Here is a 21362-nt window from a genome sequence, read left to right as displayed (position 1 = left end):
TCTCATTGACCAAAATTGGGTATTCCACATCAACATAACGAAACTTTTCTGCGCTACACTGAACTAATACCCTTAGTCGGAATGACTTTTAAACTTAATTATATCGCGACGCTGCTTTTTATCAGGGCGCTTCTCGGGACTCGGGCTGCCGTAGGCATGAAGGCGGCGCATGTTGGCATGCTCTTCACGGCGCTTGACGCTCTCGTCGGTTTCCCGATATAGAGTTTGTGCTTCAGGTGCACCGCGGCGGGTGTCTGAGAGTTTTTCTATAATAATGGTTTTTTCATCATTGCCTTGGCGTAAACGGATCTCAGCACCGACTTCAACCAGTTTACTGGGTTTGGAGCGCTGGCCGTTATATTGCACTTTACCGCCGTCGATCATGGTGCGGGCAATAGAACGGGTTTTGTAAAAGCGTGCCGCCCATAACCACTTATCGAGACGGATTTGAACGTTGTCTTGATGAGATGTTTGTTGGCCCACAGTATGCTCCTTAACCCTAAAGGGCGCTAAAAGTACCACATTGCTGACAGAGCGTCAGCAGGCATTGAGAGTTTTTAAATGGTGATATGGGATCGGGATTTCAACCGTAAAATGGGAATAAGTCACATAAAAAAGATAGTCTATTGATAGTAGTGGAAACTTTCTGGGCTCTCTTTGGTAAACTAAGGCAGAGAATCACACGGCTCAAAAAGCAGTAATACGTTTTGATATTACCTTTTGGTATAACGCGCTAGTTTTTATTTCCGCAGGATGATGGATTTTTCATGGTTACAGCAAATTGGTTAGGGACCTTGCAGTCGAAAAGCAAGATCTCAATCTCTTCATTGACTCGCTTCCTAACTTGGGTGCTGGTTGTGATGCTCGCCTGGGTACTTGGCAGGATGGTCTGGCTTGCTCTGCAGCCAACCCAAGCCCCAGCCCGCTGGCAGGCTTCCACCGTGGCTGTATCGTCCGGTGTGGGCAACGATCGTGCAGAAGTTGCCAAGGTGCTGAATATGAACCTGTTCGGGCGTTTTCAGGAAAATGCTCCGGTGGTCGAGCGCAAGCAGCCGGTGAAACAGGATGCCCCCCAGACCCGCCTTAGCCTGACTCTGGTTGGCCTAGTGGCCAGCAGTAACCCGCAAACGGCGTTGGCCGTGATCACCCACCGAGGTAAACAAAACACCTATGGCCTGAATGAGGCCATTGAAGGTACCCGCGCAACGTTGCAGGCGGTCTACCCGGATCGGGTGATCATCCGTAATAGTGGCCGTGACGAAACCTTGATGCTGGACGGGGTCGATTTCAACAAGGCCTCACAGCGTGCCGTGCAACCCGCTCGTCCGGCGCCATCCCGAAACGCCGAGCCTGAGGACGCGCAGGAGCCAGCCTCGGATCTGAGCCGCATCAAGCAGGAAATCCTGGAAAAGCCGCAAACCTTATTTAGCTACATTCGCCTGTCCCAAGTGAAACGGGATGGCGAGTTGGTGGGATACCGGGTCAATCCTGGCAAGGACCGGGCGTTGTTTGATGCCGTGGGCCTGCAGGCCGATGACTTGGCCGTTAGCCTCAACGGCAATGATCTGACTGATGCCGCGGTGATGGCGAAATTGTGGACCGAACTGTCGGATGCGTCCGATTTTACCTTGACCGTCGAGCGAGAAGGTCAGCTACACGATATTTATATTGAGCTGCAGTAGTAGCCCAAAGCGAACATGCGATAGCGCAGGAGTTTTTTGTGAAAAAATGGATGGGTAAAAGCGCCCTCTGGTTATTAGGCAGCTTGATGTGCAGTTCTGCACTGGCGAGTGAGTTTAGTGCCAGCTTCAAAGGAACAGACATTCAGGAATTTATTAACATCGTCGGGCGTAACCTGCAGAAAACCATCATCGTGGATCCGGCGGTGCGTGGTCAGGTCAATGTCCGCAGTTATGATCTGCTCAACGACGAGCAGTACTACCAGTTTTTCCTGAATGTGCTCGAAGTCTATGGCTTTGCCGTGGTTGAAATGGACAACGGTGTGCTCAAGGTGGTCCGAGACAAGGACGCCAAGATTTCGGCTATCCCAGTAGTGGGTGATGATACCAACATCAGGGGTGATGAGGTGGTCACTCGCGTGATCGCGGTTCGCAATGTCTCGGTCCGTGAATTGTCGCCATTGCTGCGCCAGCTCAATGACAATGCCGGTGCCGGTAACGTGGTGCACTATGATCCGGCCAATATCATTATGATCACCGGCCGTGCTGCGACCGTTAACCGGTTGGCAGAAATCATCGAGCGGGTCGACCGGGCCGGTGATAAAGAGATTGATGTGGTCGAGTTGTATCACGCCTCGGCGGCTGAAATGGTCCGTATCGTTGATGCACTGAACAAGACGGCCGATGCCAAATCGACACCTGAATTCCTGCAGCCTAAATTGGTCGCGGATGACCGTACCAACTCGGTTCTGTTATCCGGTGATCCGCAGGTGCGCGACCGGTTGCGTCGCCTGATCCGACAGTTGGATGTCGAGATGGCTTCTTCGGGTAATAACCGGGTGGTGTACCTGAAATATGCCAATGCCGAACAGATGGTCGATGTGCTTAAAGGTGTATCCGATAACCTGCAGGCTGAAAAGCAGGGTAATGCCAAAGCCACTGCAGGCAGTAACTCCCAGGTGATGATATCGGCCCATGTTGATACCAACTCGCTGATCTTGACCGCGCCGCCGGATATCATGCGTGCGCTGGAAAACATCATTGCCCAGCTGGATATCCGCCGTGCCCAGGTGCTGATCGAGGCGATGATCGTCGAGTTGGCCGAAGGTGATGGCGTGAACTTTGGTGTTCAGTGGGGAACCACCGACGGTGGGGTGATCCAGTTCGGTAACTCGGGCGTGCCTATTTCCCAGTATGCGATTGGCTTGGAAGAAGCCCAAGAATCGACGCGAACGGAAACCTTCATTAACCCGAATACCGGCCAGGAAGAGACCCGTACTATTACCGAAGACGGTGACTTCAGTACCTTGGCTTCGGTGCTGGGCGGGGTAAACGGCGCTGCGCTGGGGATCGTGATGGGCGACTGGACCATGCTGGTCAATGCCGTTGCCTCGGATCGTAACTCCAATATCCTGTCATCGCCGAGTATTACCGTTATGGATAATGGCGAGGCCTCGTTCATCGTCGGTGAGGAAGTCCCGGTGGTGACCGGCTCGACGTCGAGCTCGAACAATGATAACCCATTCCAGACCGTTGAGCGTAAGGAAGTGGGTATCAAGCTGAACGTTACCCCGCAGATCAACGAAGGGGACTCGGTTCAGCTGAAAATCGAGCAGGAAGTCTCCAACGTACTGGGGGCTGATGGGGCGGTCGATGTTCGTTTCTCCAAGCGCCAACTGACTACCAGTGTGTTGGTTCAAGACGGTCAGATGCTGGCACTTGGTGGGCTGATCCAAGAGCAGACCAACGAGAGTGAGCAGAAGATCCCGATCCTGGGGGATATTCCGGTTCTCGGCCACCTGTTCAAATCCACCAACACCACCACGGGTAAGACCAACCTGATGGTGTTTATCAAGCCGACCATTATTCGCGACGGGGTGACAGCCGATGGGATCACCCAGCGCAAGTACAACTACATCCGTGCAGAGCAATTATACAAAGCGGATAAGGGGCTGCGCTTGATGCCGGAAACCGCTATCCCGGTATTGCCGAAATATGGCGAGGATATCTCGTTGCCACCAGAGGTGCGTGCCTTTGTAGCCCAGCTAGAGGGTGATCAGTAATGCATGATGTAAGCCAGGAACCGGATAAGCAGCCGCTGTTCCGGCTGCCATTCTCTTTTGCCAAGCGCCACCGGGTGGTGCTTGAGGCATTGGATCAGGGCGTCGCCCTGTATTACAGCGGCCAGCTGTCGGGTGCGGTACTGGCGGAAATCCGCCGGGTTGCCGGTGGCAGTTTTGTCCCTCAAGAATTGGAAGACAAGGCGTTCGAACTCAAGCTGACCGAAGCCTACCAGCGTGACTCGTCAGAGGCCCGCCAGTTGATGGAAGATTTGGGCTCGGACAGTGACGACTTCTTCTCCTTGGCCGAAGAGCTGCCGGAAACCGAAGACTTGCTGGAGTCGGAAGATGACGCGCCCATCATCAAATTGATCAATGCCATGTTGGCTGAAGCGATCAAAGAGGCCGCGTCGGATATCCATATTGAGACGTTCGAGAAAGTGCTTTCGATTCGTTTCCGGGTTGATGGTGTGCTGCGAGAGGTGTTGCAACCGAGCCGCAAACTGTCACCACTGCTGGTATCGCGTATCAAGGTGATGGCAAGGCTGGATATCGCCGAGAAGCGGGTCCCGCAGGATGGCCGTATCTCGTTGCGTATCGGTGGCCGTGCGGTGGATGTGCGTGTGTCGACCATGCCGTCCTCCCACGGAGAGCGGGTGGTGTTGCGTCTGCTTGACAAGAATGCCACCCGGTTGGATCTCTACAGCTTGGGAATGACCGAGGCCAACCATGCCAACTTCCGCCATCTCATCGAGCGACCGCACGGCATTATCCTGGTCACCGGCCCGACTGGTTCGGGTAAGTCGACCACCCTGTATGCCGGCCTGCAGGAGCTCAATGGTAAGGAGCGCAATATCCTGACCGTTGAAGATCCGATCGAATTTGATATCGACGGTATCGGCCAGACCCAGGTCAACCCGAAAGTTGACATGACATTTGCCCGTGGCCTGCGTGCTATCTTGCGTCAGGACCCGGATGTGGTGATGGTCGGTGAGATCCGTGACCTTGAGACTGCGTCGATTGCGGTGCAGGCCTCGTTGACAGGTCACATGGTAATGTCAACGTTGCACACCAATACCGCTGTGGGGGCGATTACCCGATTGCGGGATATGGGGATCGAGCCTTTCTTGGTGTCTTCCTCGTTGCTGGGGGTGTTAGCCCAGCGCTTGGTCCGTACCCTGTGCTCAACATGTCGTGAGCCGTATGAAGCCGATAGCGAGCAAAAGAAATTGTTCGGTATGCCGGCCGAAGAAAGCTTGACGCTTTACCATGCCAAAGGTTGTGATGCATGTAATAACAAAGGCTACCGTGGCCGTACTGGTATTCATGAACTGCTGCTGATTGATGATCAGGTGCAAGAGCTGATCCATGGTGAGGCCGGTGAGATGGCGATTGAAAAAGCCATTCGCGCCCATACCCCAAGTATCCGTGATGATGGTCTGGCGAAAGTTAAGGCCGGCATCACTACCCTTGAGGAAGTGATGCGGGTTACCAAGGAGGGTTAACCGATGGCGGCGTTTGAATACAAAGCCCTGGACGCCAAAGGGCGCCAGAAAAAAGGGGTCCTCGAAGGCGATACCGCACGGCAAGTTCGCCAGCAGCTCCGTGAGCAGGGGATGATTCCGGTTGAAGTGGTGCAAACCCACGAGCGCGAGAAGAAAAAAGCCAGTGGCGGCTTTCAGCTGCGCCGCGGGATCAGCACCACGGAGCTGTCATTGATCACCCGCCAGTTGGCGACCTTGGTACAGGCCTCGATGCCGCTAGAGGAGTGCTTGAAAGCGGTGGCGGAGCAGAGCGAAAAGCCGAGGCTGAAAAACATGCTGTTGGCCGTGCGCTCGCGGGTGGTTGAAGGCTATACCCTGTCGGATTCGATGGCGGAGTATCCGCATATTTTCGATCAGCTGTTTCGTGCCATGGTAGCGGCGGGAGAAAAATCCGGTCATCTGGATACAGTGCTGAACCGCTTGGCAGACTACACCGAGAATCGCCAGAAAATGCGCAGCAAGCTGATGCAGGCGATGATTTACCCAACCATGCTGACCATCATTGCAATTGCGGTGGTGGCCTTCTTGTTGGCGACGGTAGTGCCGAAGATTGTCGATCAGTTCGTCCAGATGGGACAGCAACTGCCGACCATTACCGAGGTATTGCTGGCCGCCAGTGACTTTGTCCAAAACTGGGGCCTGGCAGTCCTGCTAGGGATCGCTGCTTTGGTCATACTCATTAAGATGGCCCTAAAACGTCCTGACTTCAGGTTGAAGTGGGACCATTGGGTTATGCGTTTGCCAGTGATCGGGAAAGTCGCTCGTGGCCTGAGTACCTCACGCTTTGCCCGGACCCTGTCTATTTGTACCTCGAGTGCCATTCCCCTACTGGAAGGAATGAAAGTGGCCTCGGATGTGATGACCAACACTTGGGTCAATCAGCAGATCCGAGAGGCGGCAGACAAAGTCCGTGAAGGCTCAAGCCTGCGGGTCTCGCTTGAGCAAACCAAACTCTTTCCCCCGATGATGTTGCACATGATCGCCAGTGGTGAGCGCAGTGGTGAGCTGGAGCAGATGCTCACTCGTGCTGCTGATAACCAGGACCGTGATTTTGAGTCGCTGGTGAATATGGCGCTGGGGATTTTTGAACCCTTATTGATCGTCGCGATGGCTGGCATCGTGATGTTTATTGTTATTGCTACCCTTATGCCGATCATTGCTTTGAACAATATGGTCGGAATGTAATTTTTTTTGGAGGTTTTTTAATGCAACGCAAACAACGCGGCTTTACGCTGCTGGAAGTCATGGTCGTGATCGTTATCCTTGGGGTGTTGGCCAGCTTGGTCGTACCTAACCTATTAGGTAACAAGGAAAAAGCCGACCAGCAGAAAGTCGTGACCGATATCAGTGCGTTAGAGCAGGCGCTGGATATGTACAAGCTGGATAACAGCGTGTACCCAACTACCGATCAGGGTCTCGAGGCACTGGTTAGCAAGCCATCTTCTAGCCCAGAGCCGCGCAACTACCGCGATGGTGGCTACATCCGCCGTTTGCCGAACGACCCGTGGGGTAACCCATACCAGTACGTGATGCCGGGTGAGCATGGCGCGGTTGATATCTTCAGCCTGGGGGCTGATGGCCAGGAAGGCGGTGAAGGTATCAATACGGATATCGGCAACTGGAACATGCTGGACTTCTAAGTTGTGATGATGAGTAGGCGTGCAGCGGGCTTTACCCTGATAGAGATACTGCTGGTACTGGTGCTGTTGGCAACCAGTGCCGTGGCGGTTTTGGTATCCTTGCCAGAAAGCAAGGAAGACAAAGTCAGGGAGGAAGCTGCGCGCTTCCACCACCTCGTCCAGTTGTTGGGCGAGGATGCTTTGCTCAACGGGTATGACTACGGTGTCCGGGTAGAGCGTAATCGGTATCAGTTTCTTCAGCTAACCAGTCAGGATTGGCAGCCGGTGGAGTCGTCAAAATTTTTCACTGAGGTGGAAATGCCCGACGAGATCCGCTTGGTGGTCGAGATCGGCAGTTACTCCTGGCAGGACCAGGATCGCCTGTTCAAGCCGGGCTCGCTGTTTAACGAAGACTTGTTTGCTGAGCAAACTGACAAAGACAAGATCAAACCACCCCAGGTGGTGGTGATGGCCAGTGGCGAGTACACCCCTTTTACATTGGAGTTTGAAGTGACGGGTGAAAATCAGTTTTGGCGGGTACAGGCTGATGAGTTGGGGCAACTCTTTCTGTTACCACCGGGCGAGACTATCGCTAGTGTGCAGGAGAACACCCAGCCGTGAGACAGTTATCGACAGCCCGGCGCGTCCGGGGGCTGACTTTGCTGGAAGTGCTGGTGGCTTTGGCGGTGTTTGCTACCGCAGCGCTCAGTGTGATGAAAGCGGTGAGCCAGCATCTCAATACCCTGGGGTACCTTGAGGAGAAAACTTTTGCCGCCATGGTCGCCGACAATGAAATGGCCAAGATCAGACTGTCGGGGCAAATCCCGACATCGGTCAGGCGAGGAAAATCAGAATTGGCTGGGCGTGAGTGGTACTGGTCCATAAAAAGTACCCAAACAGCTGACGGTTACCTGCGCGCATTGGATGTTACTGTGGCAACAGATGAAGCGCGCAAGAAGTCGGTGGTGACGTTGAGAACGTATGTTGAGAATTAATCCTTTTTCCCGTCAGCGCCTGTCTCGTCAGTGTGGTTTTACCTTGCTGGAAGTGTTGGTCGCGATAGCGGTGTTTGCCATGTTGAGTTTGTCGGCCTACCAGGTGATGAACGGAGTGCAGCGCAGTGACGAGCAGTCACGCGAACACAGTGAGCGGCTCAAAGAAATCCAGCGAGCGATGTTGATGATGGATAATGACTTTCGTCAAGTCGTTGCGCGCAAGGTGCGTAACCAGGGCGAGACGGCCAGCGATAGAATCTTCCAGAGCAGTGAGTACCTGCTGGACTCGTCGAGCTTCGGTATTTTGTTCACCCGCACAGGCTGGCAGAACCCGCAACAGATGTTCCCGCGCGGCGAGAACGTCAAGGTTGGTTACCGCATCGTCGATGAGCAGCTAGAGCGGGTCTGGTTCCGTTACCCCGATAGTGTGGTGGGCAGTGAAGCGCTGATTCGGGCGATCTTGCCCGGGGTCGAGGAAATGTCATTTCGGTTTTATAGCGACAAGAAGTGGCTGGAAACCTGGGATAAACCTGCCGCCTTGCCGGAAGGGGTGATGATCAAGCTAACGTTGCAAGATTACGGTGATATCGAACGTGTGTATATGCTGCCGGCCTCGGCACTGGAGGTCGGCAATGAAGAATAACTACGCCCCGTTCAGGCAGCAGCGGGGGGTTGCCCTGATTGTGGTGTTGCTGCTGCTGGCGCTGATGACCCTGCTGGCGGTCCAGATGACCGAAAGACTGCATCTGAATTTTTACCGGGTTGAAAATCAAATCCAGAACCAGCAGGCCTATTGGTATGCGCAGGGGATGGAAGAGCTGGCTAAAGTGGCCATCAAGCAGGGGATAGAAGACAGTGATACCGTCAACCTGAGCCAGGCCTGGGCGACTCGCGGCCAGCGCTATCCGCTCGATGGGGGGGAGGCTGTGGGCGATATCATTGATCGCCAGGCGTGTTTTAACCTCAATGCCCTGTCGGGTGTACAACCGACAACAGGAAGCAGCACCAAGCCTTATATCGTGTCGGTATTGCAGACTTTGATTGAAGAGACCGGCGTCGAAAGTTACGACGCCGAGGTGGTGGCGGATTCGGTATGGGAGTATGTCGATCCGGACGAAAAGGTCAATGCAGCTTTTGGTGCCGGCGATAGTACTTACGAGGGCTTTCGCCCACCTTATTTGCCGCCAAGAGATTGGATGGCGGATGCCAGTGAACTACGGGCGGTCAACGGCGTAACGGCTGCGATTTTTGACAAGGTCCGCCATCAGGTATGTGCGATTCCGACCACCACATTGGCCATTAATGTCAATACGCTTTATGAGCATCAAGCGCCAATTTTGGTGGCCCTGTTTTCATCACGGCTGTCGTTGTCGGATGCCCAGAAATTGATTGCCGACCGGCCCTATGATGGCTGGGACAATGTCGAGGACTTCCTCGGGGAGTCTCGGATCGCCAGTATCGATGCCACGATAAAGGATCAGGCCAAGGAATTCCTGGCGGTCAGCAGTGATTATTTTCAGATGGATACCGAGGTATTGGTCGATCGATCTAGGGTGAGGCTGGTGGCCTTGCTCAAACGAGACAGTGAAGATTCGGTGACGGTAGTACGTCGCCGCTATGGAGGAATTAGTGAGCGAATTTCTGACAATCAGGCTAGGTAGCCGAGCTGAGCAGCCGGTGCAATGGCTTGTCTGGTCGCCACAACAGAAAGAAGTCATCGCATCGGGCCAGCTTGATACGCTAAGCCAGTTGGGCGAGATTGCCGATTATGCCAACCAGCGCGTGGTTTACGCTCTGGTGCCCGCTGCTGATGTGCTGATGACTGAGGTCGCTATCCCTGCGGGAAGCAGCCGGCAGTTGTCTGCGGTACTGCCGTTCTTGCTGGAGGAAGAGCTGGCTCAGGATGTCGACAACTTGCATGTACACCTGCTCCAGAAAAGAGGTGACACGGCGCAGGTGGCGGTGGTTGAACACCAGAAGGTCGCACTGTGGTTGGCGGCCCTGGAAGATGCCGGTATTGAAATCAAGGCGCTGATCCCGGACTGTCTGTGCTTGCCGCTGTTCGACAATGGTTTCACAGCCGCAGAACTCGATGGTATGTGGCTGATCCGCCAGTCGGAATCGTTGGGGGTTGGGGCAGACAGCGCCTGGCTGGCGCCATGGCTGCAGGCGCAGTTGCTCTGGGCCAGCCAGGATACGGAAGCGGATGCGGCTGAAGAGGCAGAGCCCAAAGTTACTGACCTTGAGCAGGATGAAGCTACGGCGAGTGAAGAGCTCGTGGTGCATTATTATACCCCGGCTCCAGAAGGCATGCCGGGCCAGTGGCAGGCCGAGACCCCGGAGCTGGTGATGCAGCTCCTTGCGCAGGGGGCGGCTGACAGCAAGGGGAACTTGCTGTCCGGTCAATACAAGCAACAGCCAGCTTGGCGCAAGTTTCTCAAGCCATGGCGTAAGGTGGCCATCGCCGCCGGGGTATTGATTGCCGTGATGGTAGCTGAACATGTCATTTCGGTACGGGCGATGGAGCAGCAGGCGCAGGCCTATAAAGCTGAGAGCGAGCGTATCTTCCGCCAGGTACTGCCTCAATTCCAGCGTGTGCCGTCGCAGAGTTACCTCAAGCGGCAAATGAACAGTGAGCTGTCACGCCTGGGAGGCGGTGGTAGTTCGGAAGGCATTTTGCACTGGTTGGCTGAGTTGCAGCCGTCTTTGGCAAAGGTATCGCAGATATCGGTACAGAACTTCCGCTACGATCAGAACCGCAAGGAAATGCGCTTCCAGGCCGTGGCTTCTGAGTTCCAACATTTCGAGCAGCTGAGAACTTTGCTCGATGAAAACTTCGAGGTTGAACTCGGTCAGTTGAACCGGGAAGGTAACCAGGTAACCGGTGCCATCGTGCTAAGGAGAAAGTCATGAATGCGTGGTGGAAAGGGTTAAGCTCGCGAGAGCAGCGCCTGGTGTTAGGCGGTGGGATTGCCCTGTTTATCGCCGTACTGTATTGGGGAATATGGCAACCTTTGGCGACGAGTGCAGATAACGCCGAGCGTCGTCTGCAAAGCGAGCATCAGTTATTGAGCTGGGTATCGACCAAGGCTGACGAAATTCTGTCGCTGCGTGGTTCAACCGGTTCGACAGGATCTGTGAGTGATAAGGGGCTGAATCAGGTCATCAATGAAACCACTCGTCAGTTCAATATCGAGCTGATCCGGATGCAACCTCGCAGTGAAGCTGTCCAGGTATGGGTACAGCCATTGCCGTTTAACACCTTGGTTAATTGGCTGGCATTCCTGCGTGATGAGCACGGTATTGAAGCCCAGTTCCTGGATGTGTCGAAAGCCGATCGTACGGGTGTGGTAGAAGTTAACCGCTTGCAGTTAGGGCGGGGGTAAAAGTGAAGTATAAGTTATTACTGGGGGCCTCGTTCGGGGCGGTGTTGATCGGAAGCCTGGTTGCACATATTCCCGCCAGTTGGGTCTGGCAGCAGGCTCCGCAGATCCGGGGCTTGGACGTGTCGGGGGTACGCGGTACGCCTTGGCAGGGCTCGGCGAGCCAGATCCGTTGGCAAGGGAGGAATTTCGGCCGGGTGCAATGGGATATGCAAGTACTCTCGCTGCTGACCGGCAAGCTAAAGCTGGATGTCCGATTTGGCCAGGGCAGTGAGATGAGCTTGCAAGGCCGTGGCCTTGTTGGCTATAGCAGCAGTGGGCCGTTTGCCGAGAATCTGCTGATCTCTATGCCTGCCAGCGAGGCTATGAAGTATTCCCCAACCGCTCTTCCTGTAGTGGTTAACGGCAACCTGGAGCTTACGTTGCGGGACTACCGGTTTGAAGCGCCATACTGTGCTCAACTCGACGGTGCACTGGCATGGACGGCGGCACAAGTTTCCTCTCCGTTGGGAGCGTTAGATCCCGGCCCGGTTATTGCCGATCTAACCTGCGACCAAGGCAAGTTGGTGGCCGATTTATCCCAGTCTTCGGCGGATGTGGCCAGCGAGTGGCAGGCCACTCTTGCGCCGGGCAATGCATATTCGTTGTCTGGCTGGTTTAAGCCGGGGGCTCAGTTTCCCCCGCAACTTGGCCAGCAACTCAAGTGGCTGGGTAACCCCGATCCTAGGGGCCAGTACAAAATTTCTTACAACGGGCGCCTTTAAACGTAATACCCGACTTTGATAGTCGGGTTAACGTTTTCCCTACAAATTACTTTATTTCCTTCGCGGCATGCCATTAAATAGCAGTTATTGTCTTGGTCACCGCTTCATTATTTGCGGTGACCCGTTTTCCCAGGAATAGGACATTACATGGCTGTGGAACACAACAAACCTGAAATTTTGGCAACGGAAGTCGTTGCCCAATCCCGACTGTTTAAGATTGAGTCGCTTGACTTGCGGTTCTCAAACGGTGTTGAGCGCACCTATGAGCGGATGAAGCCTTCGGGACGCCATGCAGTGTTGGTTGTACCGGTAACCGGGCAGGGGGATTTACTGCTTATCCGGGAGTACTCCGCCGGTACCGAGCGCTATGAACTAGGCTTCCCTAAGGGGCTGATTGACGATGGTGAATCTGCAGCCGAAGCCGCTAATCGCGAGCTGAAAGAAGAAATTGGCTTTGGTGCTAATGCGTTGCAGCCGCTAAAGGAAGTGGTGCTGGCACCGTCGTATTTCTCGAGCAAAATGACGCTATTCCTGGCTCAGGAGCTCTACCCCGAAAAACTCGACGGTGACGAACCCGAGCCATTGCAAATTGTCCGCTGGCCGCTCAGCCAAGCCGAAGAGCTGCTGCACCACATGGACTTTGCCGAGGCGAGAAGTATTACGGCCCTGTTTCTGGCCCTGAAACAACTTGGAAAATAGGAGCGAGTATGGATTTATCTAACCTGTTGCCACAAGTTATCGATATTGCCCGAGCTTCGGGCCAGGTGATCCTGGATATCTATCAGCGCGGTCAGTTCGAAAAACAAGTTAAGAATGACAATACCCCGGTGACCAGTGCCGATTTGGCGGCGCACAAGCTGGTGGTACAGCGTTTGTCGGAGTTAACTCCGGATATTCCGGTATTGTCGGAAGAAGACTCTGATATCCCGCTGGCTGAGCGAGCCCAGTGGCAGCGATACTGGCTGGTGGATCCACTTGATGGGACACAGGAATTTATCGCGGGCAGCGGTGACTTTGCCACTATCATCGCCTTGGTAGATAACAATACCCCAATAATGGGTGTGGTGTATGCTCCGGTCTCGGGTGTGGCGTATTACGCTTATCAAGACAAGGGGGCATGGAAAACGACACCGGAAGGAGAAACCGTTCGTATATCTACCCACAAGCACGAGCTACCGACCCAGTCGATTGCTGTTGCTATCAGTCGTCGCCAGGATATTGCTGCTATTACTAGCCGGTTAGATCCGGCACTCAATTACGACTTGGTTCCGCTTGGCTCTGCCGCGCTTAAATCCTGCTTGGTCGCGGAAGGGGCGGTGGACTGCTACTTGCGCCTTGGCCCTACGGGTGAGTGGGATACAGCAGCAACCCAGTGTATTGTCGAGGAAGCCGGCGGCCGGATCCTCAACACCCATTTGACCCCATTGTCCTACAATGAGCGGGATACGCTGGAAAACCCTAACTTTATCACCTTGGGTGATGAAAGCCTGCCTTGGTCATCGATCCTGACGCCGGATGACCGGTTGATGGAAATCAGTGATTAGCAAGTAGAAAACGGAGCCAAGCGGCTCCGTTTTTTTCGTCGGGCACTCAGAATAACCGATTGAGGCCATTGAGAGCGGCGACTCGGTAGGCCTCGGCCATGGTTGGGTAGTTGAAGGTGGTATTGACGAAGTAGTCAATGTTATTACCTTCTCCTTTTTGCTCCATGATCGCCTGGCCGATATGGATGATCTCGGCAGCACGCTCACCGAAGCAGTGGATCCCGAGGATCTCACGGGTTTCGCGGTGGAACAGGATCTTCAGGCTACCCACCTCGGTCCCGGCAATCTGGGCCCGGGCCAAGTGCTTGAATTGCGAACGGCCAACCTCGTATGGCACCTTTTCGGCAGTCAGCTCTTGTTCGGTTTTACCCACTGAGCTGATTTCCGGAATGGTATAAATGCCTGTAGGGATATGGTCGATGAGCTGGCCTTCTGCCGCACCATTGGCGATAGCCTGGGCAACGAAGCGGCCTTGGTCATAGGCAGCGCTGGCAAGGCTCGGGTAACCAATCACATCGCCCACGGCATAGATATGCTCGATATCGGTACAATAGTTGTGGTTGACCTTGAGTTGGCCGCGGGAGTCGGGCACTAGGCCAACTTTGTCCAAATTCAGCTTGTCGGTATTACCGGTGCGGCCGTTGGCATAGAGCAGGCAATCGGCACGCATTTTCTTGCCGGATTTCAGGTGCAGGATCACCCCATCTTCCGTTCCCTCAATTTGGTCGTAGACTTCACCGTTGCGGATCATCACCCCGCTGTTCCAGAAATGGTAGGACAGCGAGTCGGAGATCTCGTTGTCAAGGAACTCCAGCAGGCGATCCCGCGTATTGATCAGATCGACCTTGACCCCGAGACCGCGGAAAATCGACGCGTACTCACTGCCGATGACACCGGCACCATAGATGATGATATGTCGGGGATCGTGCTTGAGCTGCAGGATCGAATCACTGTCGTAGATCCGGCCGTGGGTAAAATCGACATCTCTCGGCTGGTAGGGACGAGACCCTGTGGCAATGACGAACTTGTCGGCGCTGTAGTGCTCCCGGCTGCCGTCCGTTTTTTTCACCACCACATTGTGGCTGCCGGTGAAACTGGCTTCGCCAAAGATAATGGTGCATTGGTTGCGATCATAAAAGCCCTGGCGCATTCGGGTTTGCTTGTTGACCACATCTTGGGCATGGCCAAGGATTTGGCTGAAGGTACTGTGTAGGGTTGAGTTATTTTTGCAGTAAAGCGGGTTCTGGTTGTATTCGATGATTCGGCTGACAGCATGGCGTAGCGCTTTGGAAGGAATGGTTCCCCAGTGGGTACAGCCGCCACCAACACTGTCTTCACGTTCAATTATTGCCACATTGTATCCGGCTTTGGTCAGCCCCATGGCAGCTCCTTCACCACCTGGACCACTGCCAATAATAATGGCATCAAAGTGTTGGGTGGAAGAGTGTTTGCTTTTCGTCATGCTTGGCCTTATTTATCATCCTGGCAACATTGCTAGCGTGTTATTTTAACTTCTTCTAAAGCAAGGTAGAATTAGTGTGCTGCGATAGGGAGCGGAGGATCACGTTGCCGATTTATTTTTGCAGCAAAAGTTGGAGGTTGGTGGAGGTTTTCGCCGTCACCTGACTGGTTGTGGACTTTGTGAGCGACTAGAAAAACTGGCAAGAACGACTTTGATTAAGCGTCGGTCAGGATTTACTATGTTTTGATGGCAGTGAAAAAGCGCGTATAGTGACTATTAATTTGACGCAAGATAATCCAAAGAGAAACAAAAACCCCATGGGAATCAGGGCTCAGCAGAAAGAAAAAACCCGCCGTTCGCTGATTGATGCTGCCTTCAATCAATTGAGCGCCGAACGTAGCTTTTCTAATTTAAGCTTGCGGGAAGTGGCCAGAGAGGCCGGTATTGCACCGACCTCGTTCTACCGTCACTTTAAAGATATGGATGAGCTTGGGCTGACAATGGTCGATGAGGGTGGCCTGATATTACGCCAGCTGATGCGCCAGGCTCGTCAGCGTATTGCCAAAGAGGGCAGCGTGATCCGTACGTCGGTGGAGACGTTCATGGAGTTCATCGAAAGCAGCCCGAACGTGTTTCGTTTGCTGTTGCGTGAGCGCTCGGGTACCTCTCCAGCATTCCGTGCTGCGGTTGCTCGTGAAATTCAGCATTTTGTTGCGGAACTTAGCGAGTATCTCGAGGCCAAAACCGGCGTGACCCATGATGAGGCGTTTACCCAGGCAGAAGCGTCGGTCACCTTGGTCTTTAGCTCAGGGGCCGAGGCGCTGGACTTGGACAACCATGCCCGTGCAGAGCATGCAGAAAGATTGATTATGCAATTGAGAATGATTGCAAAAGGTGCTTATTGGTACCGTAAAGAGCGTGAGCGTCGAGAGCTCAGGCAAAAACTCTAACTTTTTTATCTTGGTGAAAGGATATGAACAAGGAACAAACTAAAGCTGAACGCAAAACGCTGGTATTGTCATTGCTAGCTGGCCTGTGTGGTAATGCGACACTGGCAGTGTTTACTTCAAGCGCGGTGGCGTTTTCTATCTTCCCAGTGATTGCGTTTGCATTGGCTCTGTACTGCCTGTATCAGGAGTACTTGAGCAAGCCGATGGCTGAAGGCACGCCGGCAATTGCATTTGCCTGTTTCCTAGTAGGTGCATTTGGTTATTCGGCATTTATCCGTGCCCAGGTACCGGATATGGGTTCTAACTTCCTGCCACTTATCTTGGCATTGGGTCTACTGGTTTGGGTGGCGTACAAGCTAGGTATCATGTCGCCTAAATCCCAGCCTGAAGCTTAATCGTTTCCTCGGTATCGAGGGTAAAAAAAGGCGCCGATAGGCTGTCTCTTGATCACAAGTTTTGATGGTCAAGAGACATTGCTAGCTCATAGCCTTCAAGGATGGTTTGTAACTTGAACCATCCTTCCCATAGGGCTTTCACTGATGCCTTTCCTGTTCGTTTGGTATCTTTCCATCCCCCCATTCTTGCAAGGTTTTCATAAGCCCAAGATATATTGGGTGGCGACTCGGGAATGGTTTTCTTCTCCATTTTCAACCACAACAACTTCCAAGCTTGTGTGCTCAATACCTTTTCACAGTTATGATCAGCCTGAGAACACGTTTTTCTCATAAAGCGTAACTGTAATAAACGTGTGGCTATAAATGCTAAAATGACGCTTATCCGCTCTAAATTATCTCGACTTTGCATTCTGAGCTCTTCAACTCCTGTCCCCTCACTTTTCCAGACCTTATGGTAGTCCTCAATTAACCAGCGGTGTTCGTAATAGCTGACAATGCGTTCCGCATCTTCTGCTTTTGTGACCCTTTCAGATGTCAGTAAGTGCCAAGCGAGCTTGTCTTTTCTATCGCCTTGTTCAACACAACTGACATAATACATAGCGGTATCGGGCTGAGATGATTTATTGGCTGGTGCTTTCAGTGTGACTTTTGCGTACTTGATATCAAGGACGACATCTCTCGCTTTACGTCCCCCTTTTTGAGGTATATGCAAGACTTTAGGCGTCGCATTTTGTAATTGCTCAGCATAGTCATAGAGTTTGTTGTCATGCTCTTTGATACATCGGCTCTGCATTGAACGCACAACAAATCGTTGATTATTTTGCGCTTTGTACGCCAGATATTCGTAGATATCAGCCTCACGGTCACATACTGAAATCACTTTATCTATATTAGTGCCTAATCGTTCAACCATGTTCTGAGAGGCCTTTTCCCACTTATAGCTCTCTTTTTCTTTGTAAGGCCGCGAAGCATGTTGATGTCGCTGGCCTCGTTTCAATATGTCACGGGTCCACATTTGCTGCTCAATTAAGCCAACAATATCGTGGTTTTGTGGAGCAAAAAGCAAAATCGAATGTGCCAAGATAGCTCGATTATTATCTCCCTGATTAATATGCCCTAGTTCACCTTTAACCGATTGATGCCTAAAGACTAAAGCGGTTGTATCCTCAAGGGCGAGTAAAATGGGATGGGTTGCGGCTCTTTGAGCTGTTACTTGAAACCCCGCCTCAGCGATATCTTTTGGTTCGATATGGTCATTACGAATAAACCGGTATGCCCCTTCCATATCAGCAGGTGAGAGAGATAATTTTGACACAGCAACTCCTGGCTGTTGAGCAAGTGAAGCCGCTAAAGAGACTAAACGCTGAGTTCGTCTAGGGTCGTTGAGGTTAGCTTGCCCAAATTGCATATCTGCCCATTGTTCATGAGTATTTTTATCCATCTTAATCATCCATTTAATAGCTATTAAATGATCAGATCACAACTTCGAAAGTGAGTTCAAAAAAAATCCCCGAGCATGCTCGGGGATTTGTGCATAAGAGACAGCCGATAGGCGCCTTTTTTGTTGTCTTTATTTGCGCTCGAGCAGCACCCCAGCTTCCATATGGTGGGTATATGGGAACTGATCGAACAGGGCAAAGCGGGTAATACGGTGCGTTTCAGACAAAATGTCCAGATTGTCTTTCAGTGTCTCCGGGTTACATGAGATGTACATGATACGGTCATAGCCCTGCACCATACGGCACGTACCCTCATCCATCCCGGAACGTGGCGGATCCACGAAAATCGTGTTGCAGTTATAGCTCTGCAGGTCGATATTTTGATCTTTCAGGCGACGGAATTCACGGCGGCCTTCCATTGCATCAGTAAAGTCTTCCGCGGACATGCGGATGATTTGTACATTGTCGATATTGTTTACGGCAATGTTGTATTGGGCTGAATCAACCGATGGCTTGGCCAGCTCTGTGGCCAGCACACGCTCGAAGTTCTGGGCAAGGGCTAGCGAGAAGTTACCGTTGCCACAGTAGAGCTCAAGCAGGTCGCCTTGGCTGTCCTGGGTACAGTCAACTGCCCATTCCAGCATTTTTTGGGCAACCTCACCGTTTGGCTGGGTGAAGCTGTTTTCCACCTGCTTGTAAGTCAGTACACGCTCGTTGACCTGTAGCTTCTCGATCACGAATTCTTGGTCCAGCACAATCTTCTGCTTACGGGCACGACCAATGAAGTTCAGCTTGAAGCCTTCGTCATTCAGGCGTTGTTTTAGTGCCTTGGCTTCTTTTTCCCACTCGGCATCTAGCTGGCGGTGGTATAGCAGGGAAACCAAGATTTCGCCGCTCAGGGTCGATAGGAAATCAACCTGGAATAGCTTGTGGCGAAGCGCTTTTACTGGTTTTAGTGCTTCAACCAAGAGAGGCATCAGATCATTGATGAGACGGCTAGCCGCAGGGAACTGATCAACGCGGTATTTTTCACGAGTCTCTTGGTTGAACATGATGTAGTAGAGATCTTCACCTTCGTGCCATACGCGAAACTCAGCACGCATACGGTAGTGCTCGGCAGGAGAGGCAAACACCTCAAGCTCTGGTGTTTCAAAATCGGCAAAGATATTTTGAATACGCGCTGCTTTTTCATCTAGCTGTGATTGGTACTCAGCCGGATTGATAGTGGTGGATGCCATAAAGGTTGCCTCAAACTGCTCAAAATAAGAGCGCCAGATTTTATTGTATTGCTGACTGATGTCCAGTGCTGGACCGGATAAAATCGTGAATCAACCGTTATTTTAGCTGTAAAGCAATAACAACTAGACATTGGGATGTAGGATAATTAGCATGCAATTGCGCTGGTTAGCCTGCTTGCAGGCTGGGGAACACGGTGAAACTCCGTGACTGACGCGCAGCGGTGATAGAGAACGAAAGCACATGGACGTTCAGTTCCAAACACTGCTTCTATAATCTGTGCAATGCAGGTGGCTGAAGTGGGAAGTTGTTGCCTAGGTGGCCGTCCGGCCAAGCTCTTAAGTCCGAAGACCGACCAGTGTACCGAGCCGAGCAATGGCTCAGTAATCAACGCGACTTAAGGTATCTACATAATGAAAAAAACGCTTTTAGCAGTGGCGTTGGCACCGTTGTGCCTGCCGTCTATGGTTGTTGCCGACACGTCTACCGACGAAGTCATGGTAGTGACCGCTAACCGATTTGAGCAATCAGTTAAGAATGTGATTGCTCCTGTTTCTGTTGTCACCAAAGATGAAATTGATGCAATCCAAGCTAAGTCACTGGCTGAGGTGCTTCGCCGCTTGCCGGGCGTACAGGTTGTTTCTGGCGGTTATGGCCAAAGCACCGAGGTGTATGTTCGCGGTACGACCTCACGTCATCTATTAGTGATGATCAATGGTGTTCGAATTGGCAGTGCGACGCTGGGCAGTGCTGACTTTAGCCAAATCCCCTTGACGGGGATTGAACGTATCGAGTTTATTCGAGGCTCAAGAGCGGCACTTTATGGTTCTGATGCGGTCGGTGGTGTGCTCAATATTATTACCGCCTACCAGCCTGGTGAAACCCTGGCAGAGGTTACTGCTGGTGCTGGCAGTGATGATTACTACCTGCTGGGTGGTTCAGTTGCCGGGGCGATAGGCCAAAATAGCTGGGGTAAAATAGCCCTTAAAGGTGAGCAGGCCGATGGCTTCTCAGCCCGTAAAGAGCCTTACGAGCAAGATGATGATGGTTTCAAGAACCGTAATGTGGTTGCGGAAATTGGCACTCAGCTCAATGAGAACTGGAAAGTTAGTCTCCAAGGTTACTACCATGACGGTGAAAGTGAATATGATGATGGCTATTTTGACTTTGTAACGGGGGACTTCATCTCAACGCCGAATGCTCAAAGTGAATCCTCTTTGTATAACGTGGCGGCGAAAGCCAGTTATACCCGTGATCGCTTTATCAGTGAATTAACTATCGCCCAGAATCAGGATGAAGCCCGCAATTTTAGTGATATCAGTGCCGGGAGTAAGATCAAAACCAAACGGGATGTGGTCAATTGGCAAAATCACTACCAGCTCAATACTGCATTGGAGTTGGGAGGGGGATTTGAGTGGTATCGTGATTCAGTTTCCAATAGTACGACGCCTTTCACCGAGGACGAGCGTGACAATACGGCGCTGTACCTGACTTCTATTTACCGCAACGATATGGGCTTGCAGCTAGAAGGCAGTGTGAGAACTGATGATAATGATAGCTATGGCCGCAATAATACCTGGCAGCTCGCTGCGGCTTATTCCTTCCTAACGAACTATCAGATCTCGGCCAATGTCGGTACCGCGTTTAAGGCACCGACATTCAATGATCTTTACTGGCCGGGCTCTGGGAATCCCGATCTTGAACCAGAAGAGTCAACTAATTACGAAGTATCAATTTCAGGCTCGCACCAAGTAGTGGACTGGCGGGTGACGGCCTATCAATCTGACATTGAGCAGCTGATTGCATGGGCTCCTATTGACCCGAACAATGAATTTAGTGATTGGAAGCCAATGAATGTGGATGAAGCTGAGATCAAGGGTGTTGAGCTAACCGCTGGATTTAATACGGGACCGCTTTACCACGATATCAGTTATGACTATCTGGACGCCCAAGATAGTAGCACCAAGAAGCAATTGATCCGCCGCTCTAAGCATAATGCCAAGTGGAATGTCTCCTATTTCCTCGACCAGTGGCAGTTTGATGTCAGTGCGCTATTCAAAGGCAAGAGCTATGAAGATGCAGCGAACACCATGACTTTGGATGCTTACACCTTGGTTGACTTGGCTGCAAGCTATTACTTGAACGATAACTTAATTCTTCGAGGCCGAATCGCAAATCTGTTCGATGAGGACTATGTTGCTAAGGAAACTTACAACGTCCAAGAACGTAGCTACTATGCTACGGTAACCTATCAGTTCTAACCATCGAGAAAGCCACCTGTGGGTGGCTTTT

Annotated in this window: 21 protein-coding genes and 1 riboswitch; of the genes, 17 read left to right on the top strand and 4 right to left on the bottom strand. The window is 52.3% G+C overall.

The features are described 5' to 3' along the window. Positions 1 to 72: 72 nt before the first annotated feature. Entirely contained in the window at positions 73 to 483 is a 411-nt protein-coding gene (gene hslR, locus PTW35_RS16980) for a ribosome-associated heat shock protein Hsp15 (protein WP_281025929.1), read from the bottom strand. 284 nt (positions 484 to 767) lie between these two features. On the opposite strand from hslR, the gene gspC reads away from it, so the two are divergent. From gspC to cysQ, 14 genes are all read left to right on the top strand, one after another. Further along, on the top strand, positions 768 to 1682 hold the full coding sequence (gene gspC / locus PTW35_RS16975; RefSeq protein ID WP_281025928.1) for a type II secretion system protein GspC: 915 nt from the start codon (positions 768 to 770) through the stop codon (positions 1680 to 1682). A gap of 50 nt (positions 1683 to 1732) precedes the next feature. Beyond that, complete coding sequence (gene gspD / locus PTW35_RS16970) at positions 1733 to 3742, top strand: type II secretion system secretin GspD (RefSeq protein ID WP_281027548.1); 2010 nt, start codon at positions 1733 to 1735, stop codon at positions 3740 to 3742. Further along, positions 3742 to 5244 (top strand): type II secretion system ATPase GspE, encoded by a 1503-nt coding sequence (gspE, locus tag PTW35_RS16965; RefSeq protein ID WP_281025927.1) that lies wholly within the window; start codon positions 3742 to 3744, stop codon positions 5242 to 5244. The genes gspD and gspE overlap by 1 nt, the downstream gene beginning before the upstream one ends. A gap of 3 nt (positions 5245 to 5247) precedes the next feature. Continuing rightward, positions 5248 to 6468 (top strand): type II secretion system inner membrane protein GspF, encoded by a 1221-nt coding sequence (gene gspF / locus PTW35_RS16960; RefSeq protein WP_281025926.1) that lies wholly within the window; start codon positions 5248 to 5250, stop codon positions 6466 to 6468. A gap of 20 nt (positions 6469 to 6488) precedes the next feature. Further along, the gene (gene gspG / locus PTW35_RS16955; protein WP_281025925.1) at positions 6489 to 6923 is read left to right on the top strand and encodes a type II secretion system major pseudopilin GspG; all 435 of its coding nucleotides are present in this window, start codon (positions 6489 to 6491) and stop codon (positions 6921 to 6923) included. 9 nt (positions 6924 to 6932) lie between these two features. Next, positions 6933 to 7523, top strand: a complete 591-nt coding sequence (gspH, locus tag PTW35_RS16950) for a type II secretion system minor pseudopilin GspH (protein ID WP_281027547.1) — start codon at positions 6933 to 6935, stop codon at positions 7521 to 7523. Beyond that, positions 7520 to 7897, top strand: coding sequence for a type II secretion system minor pseudopilin GspI (gene gspI / locus PTW35_RS16945; RefSeq protein WP_281025924.1), 378 nt, complete (start codon positions 7520 to 7522; stop codon positions 7895 to 7897). The genes gspH and gspI overlap by 4 nt, the downstream gene beginning before the upstream one ends. Then, positions 7884 to 8540: a type II secretion system minor pseudopilin GspJ gene (gene gspJ, locus PTW35_RS16940; RefSeq protein WP_281025923.1), complete on the top strand. Its 657-nt coding sequence runs from the start codon at positions 7884 to 7886 to the stop codon at positions 8538 to 8540. Before gspI ends, gspJ begins: the two co-directional genes overlap by 14 nt. Continuing rightward, positions 8530 to 9558 (top strand): type II secretion system minor pseudopilin GspK, encoded by a 1029-nt coding sequence (gspK, locus tag PTW35_RS16935; RefSeq protein WP_281025922.1) that lies wholly within the window; start codon positions 8530 to 8532, stop codon positions 9556 to 9558. The genes gspJ and gspK overlap by 11 nt, the downstream gene beginning before the upstream one ends. Beyond that, positions 9527 to 10810: a type II secretion system protein GspL gene (gspL, locus tag PTW35_RS16930; protein WP_281025921.1), complete on the top strand. Its 1284-nt coding sequence runs from the start codon at positions 9527 to 9529 to the stop codon at positions 10808 to 10810. Before gspK ends, gspL begins: the two co-directional genes overlap by 32 nt. Then, positions 10807 to 11283 carry a type II secretion system protein M gene (locus PTW35_RS16925; RefSeq protein WP_281025920.1) on the top strand — a complete coding sequence of 159 codons (477 nt, stop codon included), beginning with the start codon at positions 10807 to 10809 and terminating at the stop codon, positions 11281 to 11283. Before gspL ends, PTW35_RS16925 begins: the two co-directional genes overlap by 4 nt. Before the next feature lie 2 nt (positions 11284 to 11285). After that, entirely contained in the window at positions 11286 to 12044 is a 759-nt protein-coding gene (locus tag PTW35_RS16920; protein ID WP_281025919.1) for a type II secretion system protein N, read from the top strand. A gap of 147 nt (positions 12045 to 12191) precedes the next feature. After that, positions 12192 to 12743, top strand: coding sequence for an ADP compounds hydrolase NudE (nudE, locus tag PTW35_RS16915; protein ID WP_281025918.1), 552 nt, complete (start codon positions 12192 to 12194; stop codon positions 12741 to 12743). After that, on the top strand, positions 12740 to 13588 hold the full coding sequence (gene cysQ / locus PTW35_RS16910; protein WP_281027546.1) for a 3'(2'),5'-bisphosphate nucleotidase CysQ: 849 nt from the start codon (positions 12740 to 12742) through the stop codon (positions 13586 to 13588). Before nudE ends, cysQ begins: the two co-directional genes overlap by 4 nt. A 46-nt stretch (positions 13589 to 13634) precedes the next feature. Here the strand turns inward: cysQ and sthA are convergent, their stop codons facing one another. Continuing rightward, the gene (gene sthA, locus PTW35_RS16905; RefSeq protein WP_281025917.1) at positions 13635 to 15050 is read right to left on the bottom strand and encodes a Si-specific NAD(P)(+) transhydrogenase; all 1416 of its coding nucleotides are present in this window, start codon (positions 15048 to 15050) and stop codon (positions 13635 to 13637) included. A gap of 317 nt (positions 15051 to 15367) precedes the next feature. Between sthA and fabR the strand changes: the two genes are divergently transcribed. Both fabR and PTW35_RS16895 read left to right on the top strand, forming a co-directional pair. After that, on the top strand, positions 15368 to 16000 hold the full coding sequence (fabR, locus tag PTW35_RS16900; protein WP_039466870.1) for an HTH-type transcriptional repressor FabR: 633 nt from the start codon (positions 15368 to 15370) through the stop codon (positions 15998 to 16000). A gap of 23 nt (positions 16001 to 16023) precedes the next feature. Next, positions 16024 to 16395 carry a YijD family membrane protein gene (locus PTW35_RS16895; RefSeq protein ID WP_039466869.1) on the top strand — a complete coding sequence of 124 codons (372 nt, stop codon included), beginning with the start codon at positions 16024 to 16026 and terminating at the stop codon, positions 16393 to 16395. A gap of 52 nt (positions 16396 to 16447) precedes the next feature. Here the strand turns inward: PTW35_RS16895 and PTW35_RS16890 are convergent, their stop codons facing one another. Then, entirely contained in the window at positions 16448 to 17836 is a 1389-nt protein-coding gene (locus tag PTW35_RS16890; RefSeq protein ID WP_281025132.1) for an IS4 family transposase, read from the bottom strand. A gap of 129 nt (positions 17837 to 17965) precedes the next feature. Further along, positions 17966 to 19072, bottom strand: coding sequence for a tRNA (uridine(54)-C5)-methyltransferase TrmA (gene trmA / locus PTW35_RS16885; protein WP_281025916.1), 1107 nt, complete (start codon positions 19070 to 19072; stop codon positions 17966 to 17968). 146 nt (positions 19073 to 19218) lie between these two features. Further along, a riboswitch (cobalamin riboswitch) is annotated at positions 19219 to 19445 on the top strand. 38 nt (positions 19446 to 19483) lie between these two features. Between trmA and PTW35_RS16880 the strand changes: the two genes are divergently transcribed. Then, positions 19484 to 21331, top strand: coding sequence for a TonB-dependent receptor (locus tag PTW35_RS16880; protein ID WP_281025915.1), 1848 nt, complete (start codon positions 19484 to 19486; stop codon positions 21329 to 21331). Positions 21332 to 21362: the final 31 nt, after the last annotated feature.

It is taken from the genome of Photobacterium sp. DA100 (genome assembly GCF_029223585.1).
GTDB lineage: Bacteria > Pseudomonadota > Gammaproteobacteria > Enterobacterales > Vibrionaceae > Photobacterium.
This window is presented reverse-complemented; position numbering and strand designations above follow the sequence as displayed.

Bases quoted from the DNA above. Each gene is read 5' to 3' on its own strand.
- gspC (WP_281025928.1), top strand. From the start codon at position 768: ATGGTTACAGCAAATTGGTTAGGGACCTTGCAGTCGAAAAGCAAGATC.
- gspD (WP_281027548.1), top strand. From the start codon at position 1,733: ATGGGTAAAAGCGCCCTCTGGTTATTAGGCAGCTTGATGTGCAGTTCT.
- gspE (WP_281025927.1), top strand. From the start codon at position 3,742: ATGCATGATGTAAGCCAGGAACCGGATAAGCAGCCGCTGTTCCGGCTG.
- gspF (WP_281025926.1), top strand. From the start codon at position 5,248: ATGGCGGCGTTTGAATACAAAGCCCTGGACGCCAAAGGGCGCCAGAAA.
- gspG (WP_281025925.1), top strand. From the start codon at position 6,489: ATGCAACGCAAACAACGCGGCTTTACGCTGCTGGAAGTCATGGTCGTG.
- gspH (WP_281027547.1), top strand. From the start codon at position 6,933: ATGAGTAGGCGTGCAGCGGGCTTTACCCTGATAGAGATACTGCTGGTA.
- gspJ (WP_281025923.1), top strand. From the start codon at position 7,884: ATGTTGAGAATTAATCCTTTTTCCCGTCAGCGCCTGTCTCGTCAGTGT.
- gspK (WP_281025922.1), top strand. From the start codon at position 8,530: ATGAAGAATAACTACGCCCCGTTCAGGCAGCAGCGGGGGGTTGCCCTG.
- PTW35_RS16925 (WP_281025920.1), top strand. From the start codon at position 10,807: ATGAATGCGTGGTGGAAAGGGTTAAGCTCGCGAGAGCAGCGCCTGGTG.
- nudE (WP_281025918.1), top strand. From the start codon at position 12,192: ATGGCTGTGGAACACAACAAACCTGAAATTTTGGCAACGGAAGTCGTT.
- sthA (WP_281025917.1), bottom strand. From the start codon at position 15,050: ATGACGAAAAGCAAACACTCTTCCACCCAACACTTTGATGCCATTATT.
- fabR (WP_039466870.1), top strand. From the start codon at position 15,368: ATGGGAATCAGGGCTCAGCAGAAAGAAAAAACCCGCCGTTCGCTGATT.
- PTW35_RS16895 (WP_039466869.1), top strand. From the start codon at position 16,024: ATGAACAAGGAACAAACTAAAGCTGAACGCAAAACGCTGGTATTGTCA.
- PTW35_RS16890 (WP_281025132.1), bottom strand. From the start codon at position 17,836: ATGGATAAAAATACTCATGAACAATGGGCAGATATGCAATTTGGGCAA.
- trmA (WP_281025916.1), bottom strand. From the start codon at position 19,072: ATGGCATCCACCACTATCAATCCGGCTGAGTACCAATCACAGCTAGAT.
- PTW35_RS16880 (WP_281025915.1), top strand. From the start codon at position 19,484: ATGAAAAAAACGCTTTTAGCAGTGGCGTTGGCACCGTTGTGCCTGCCG.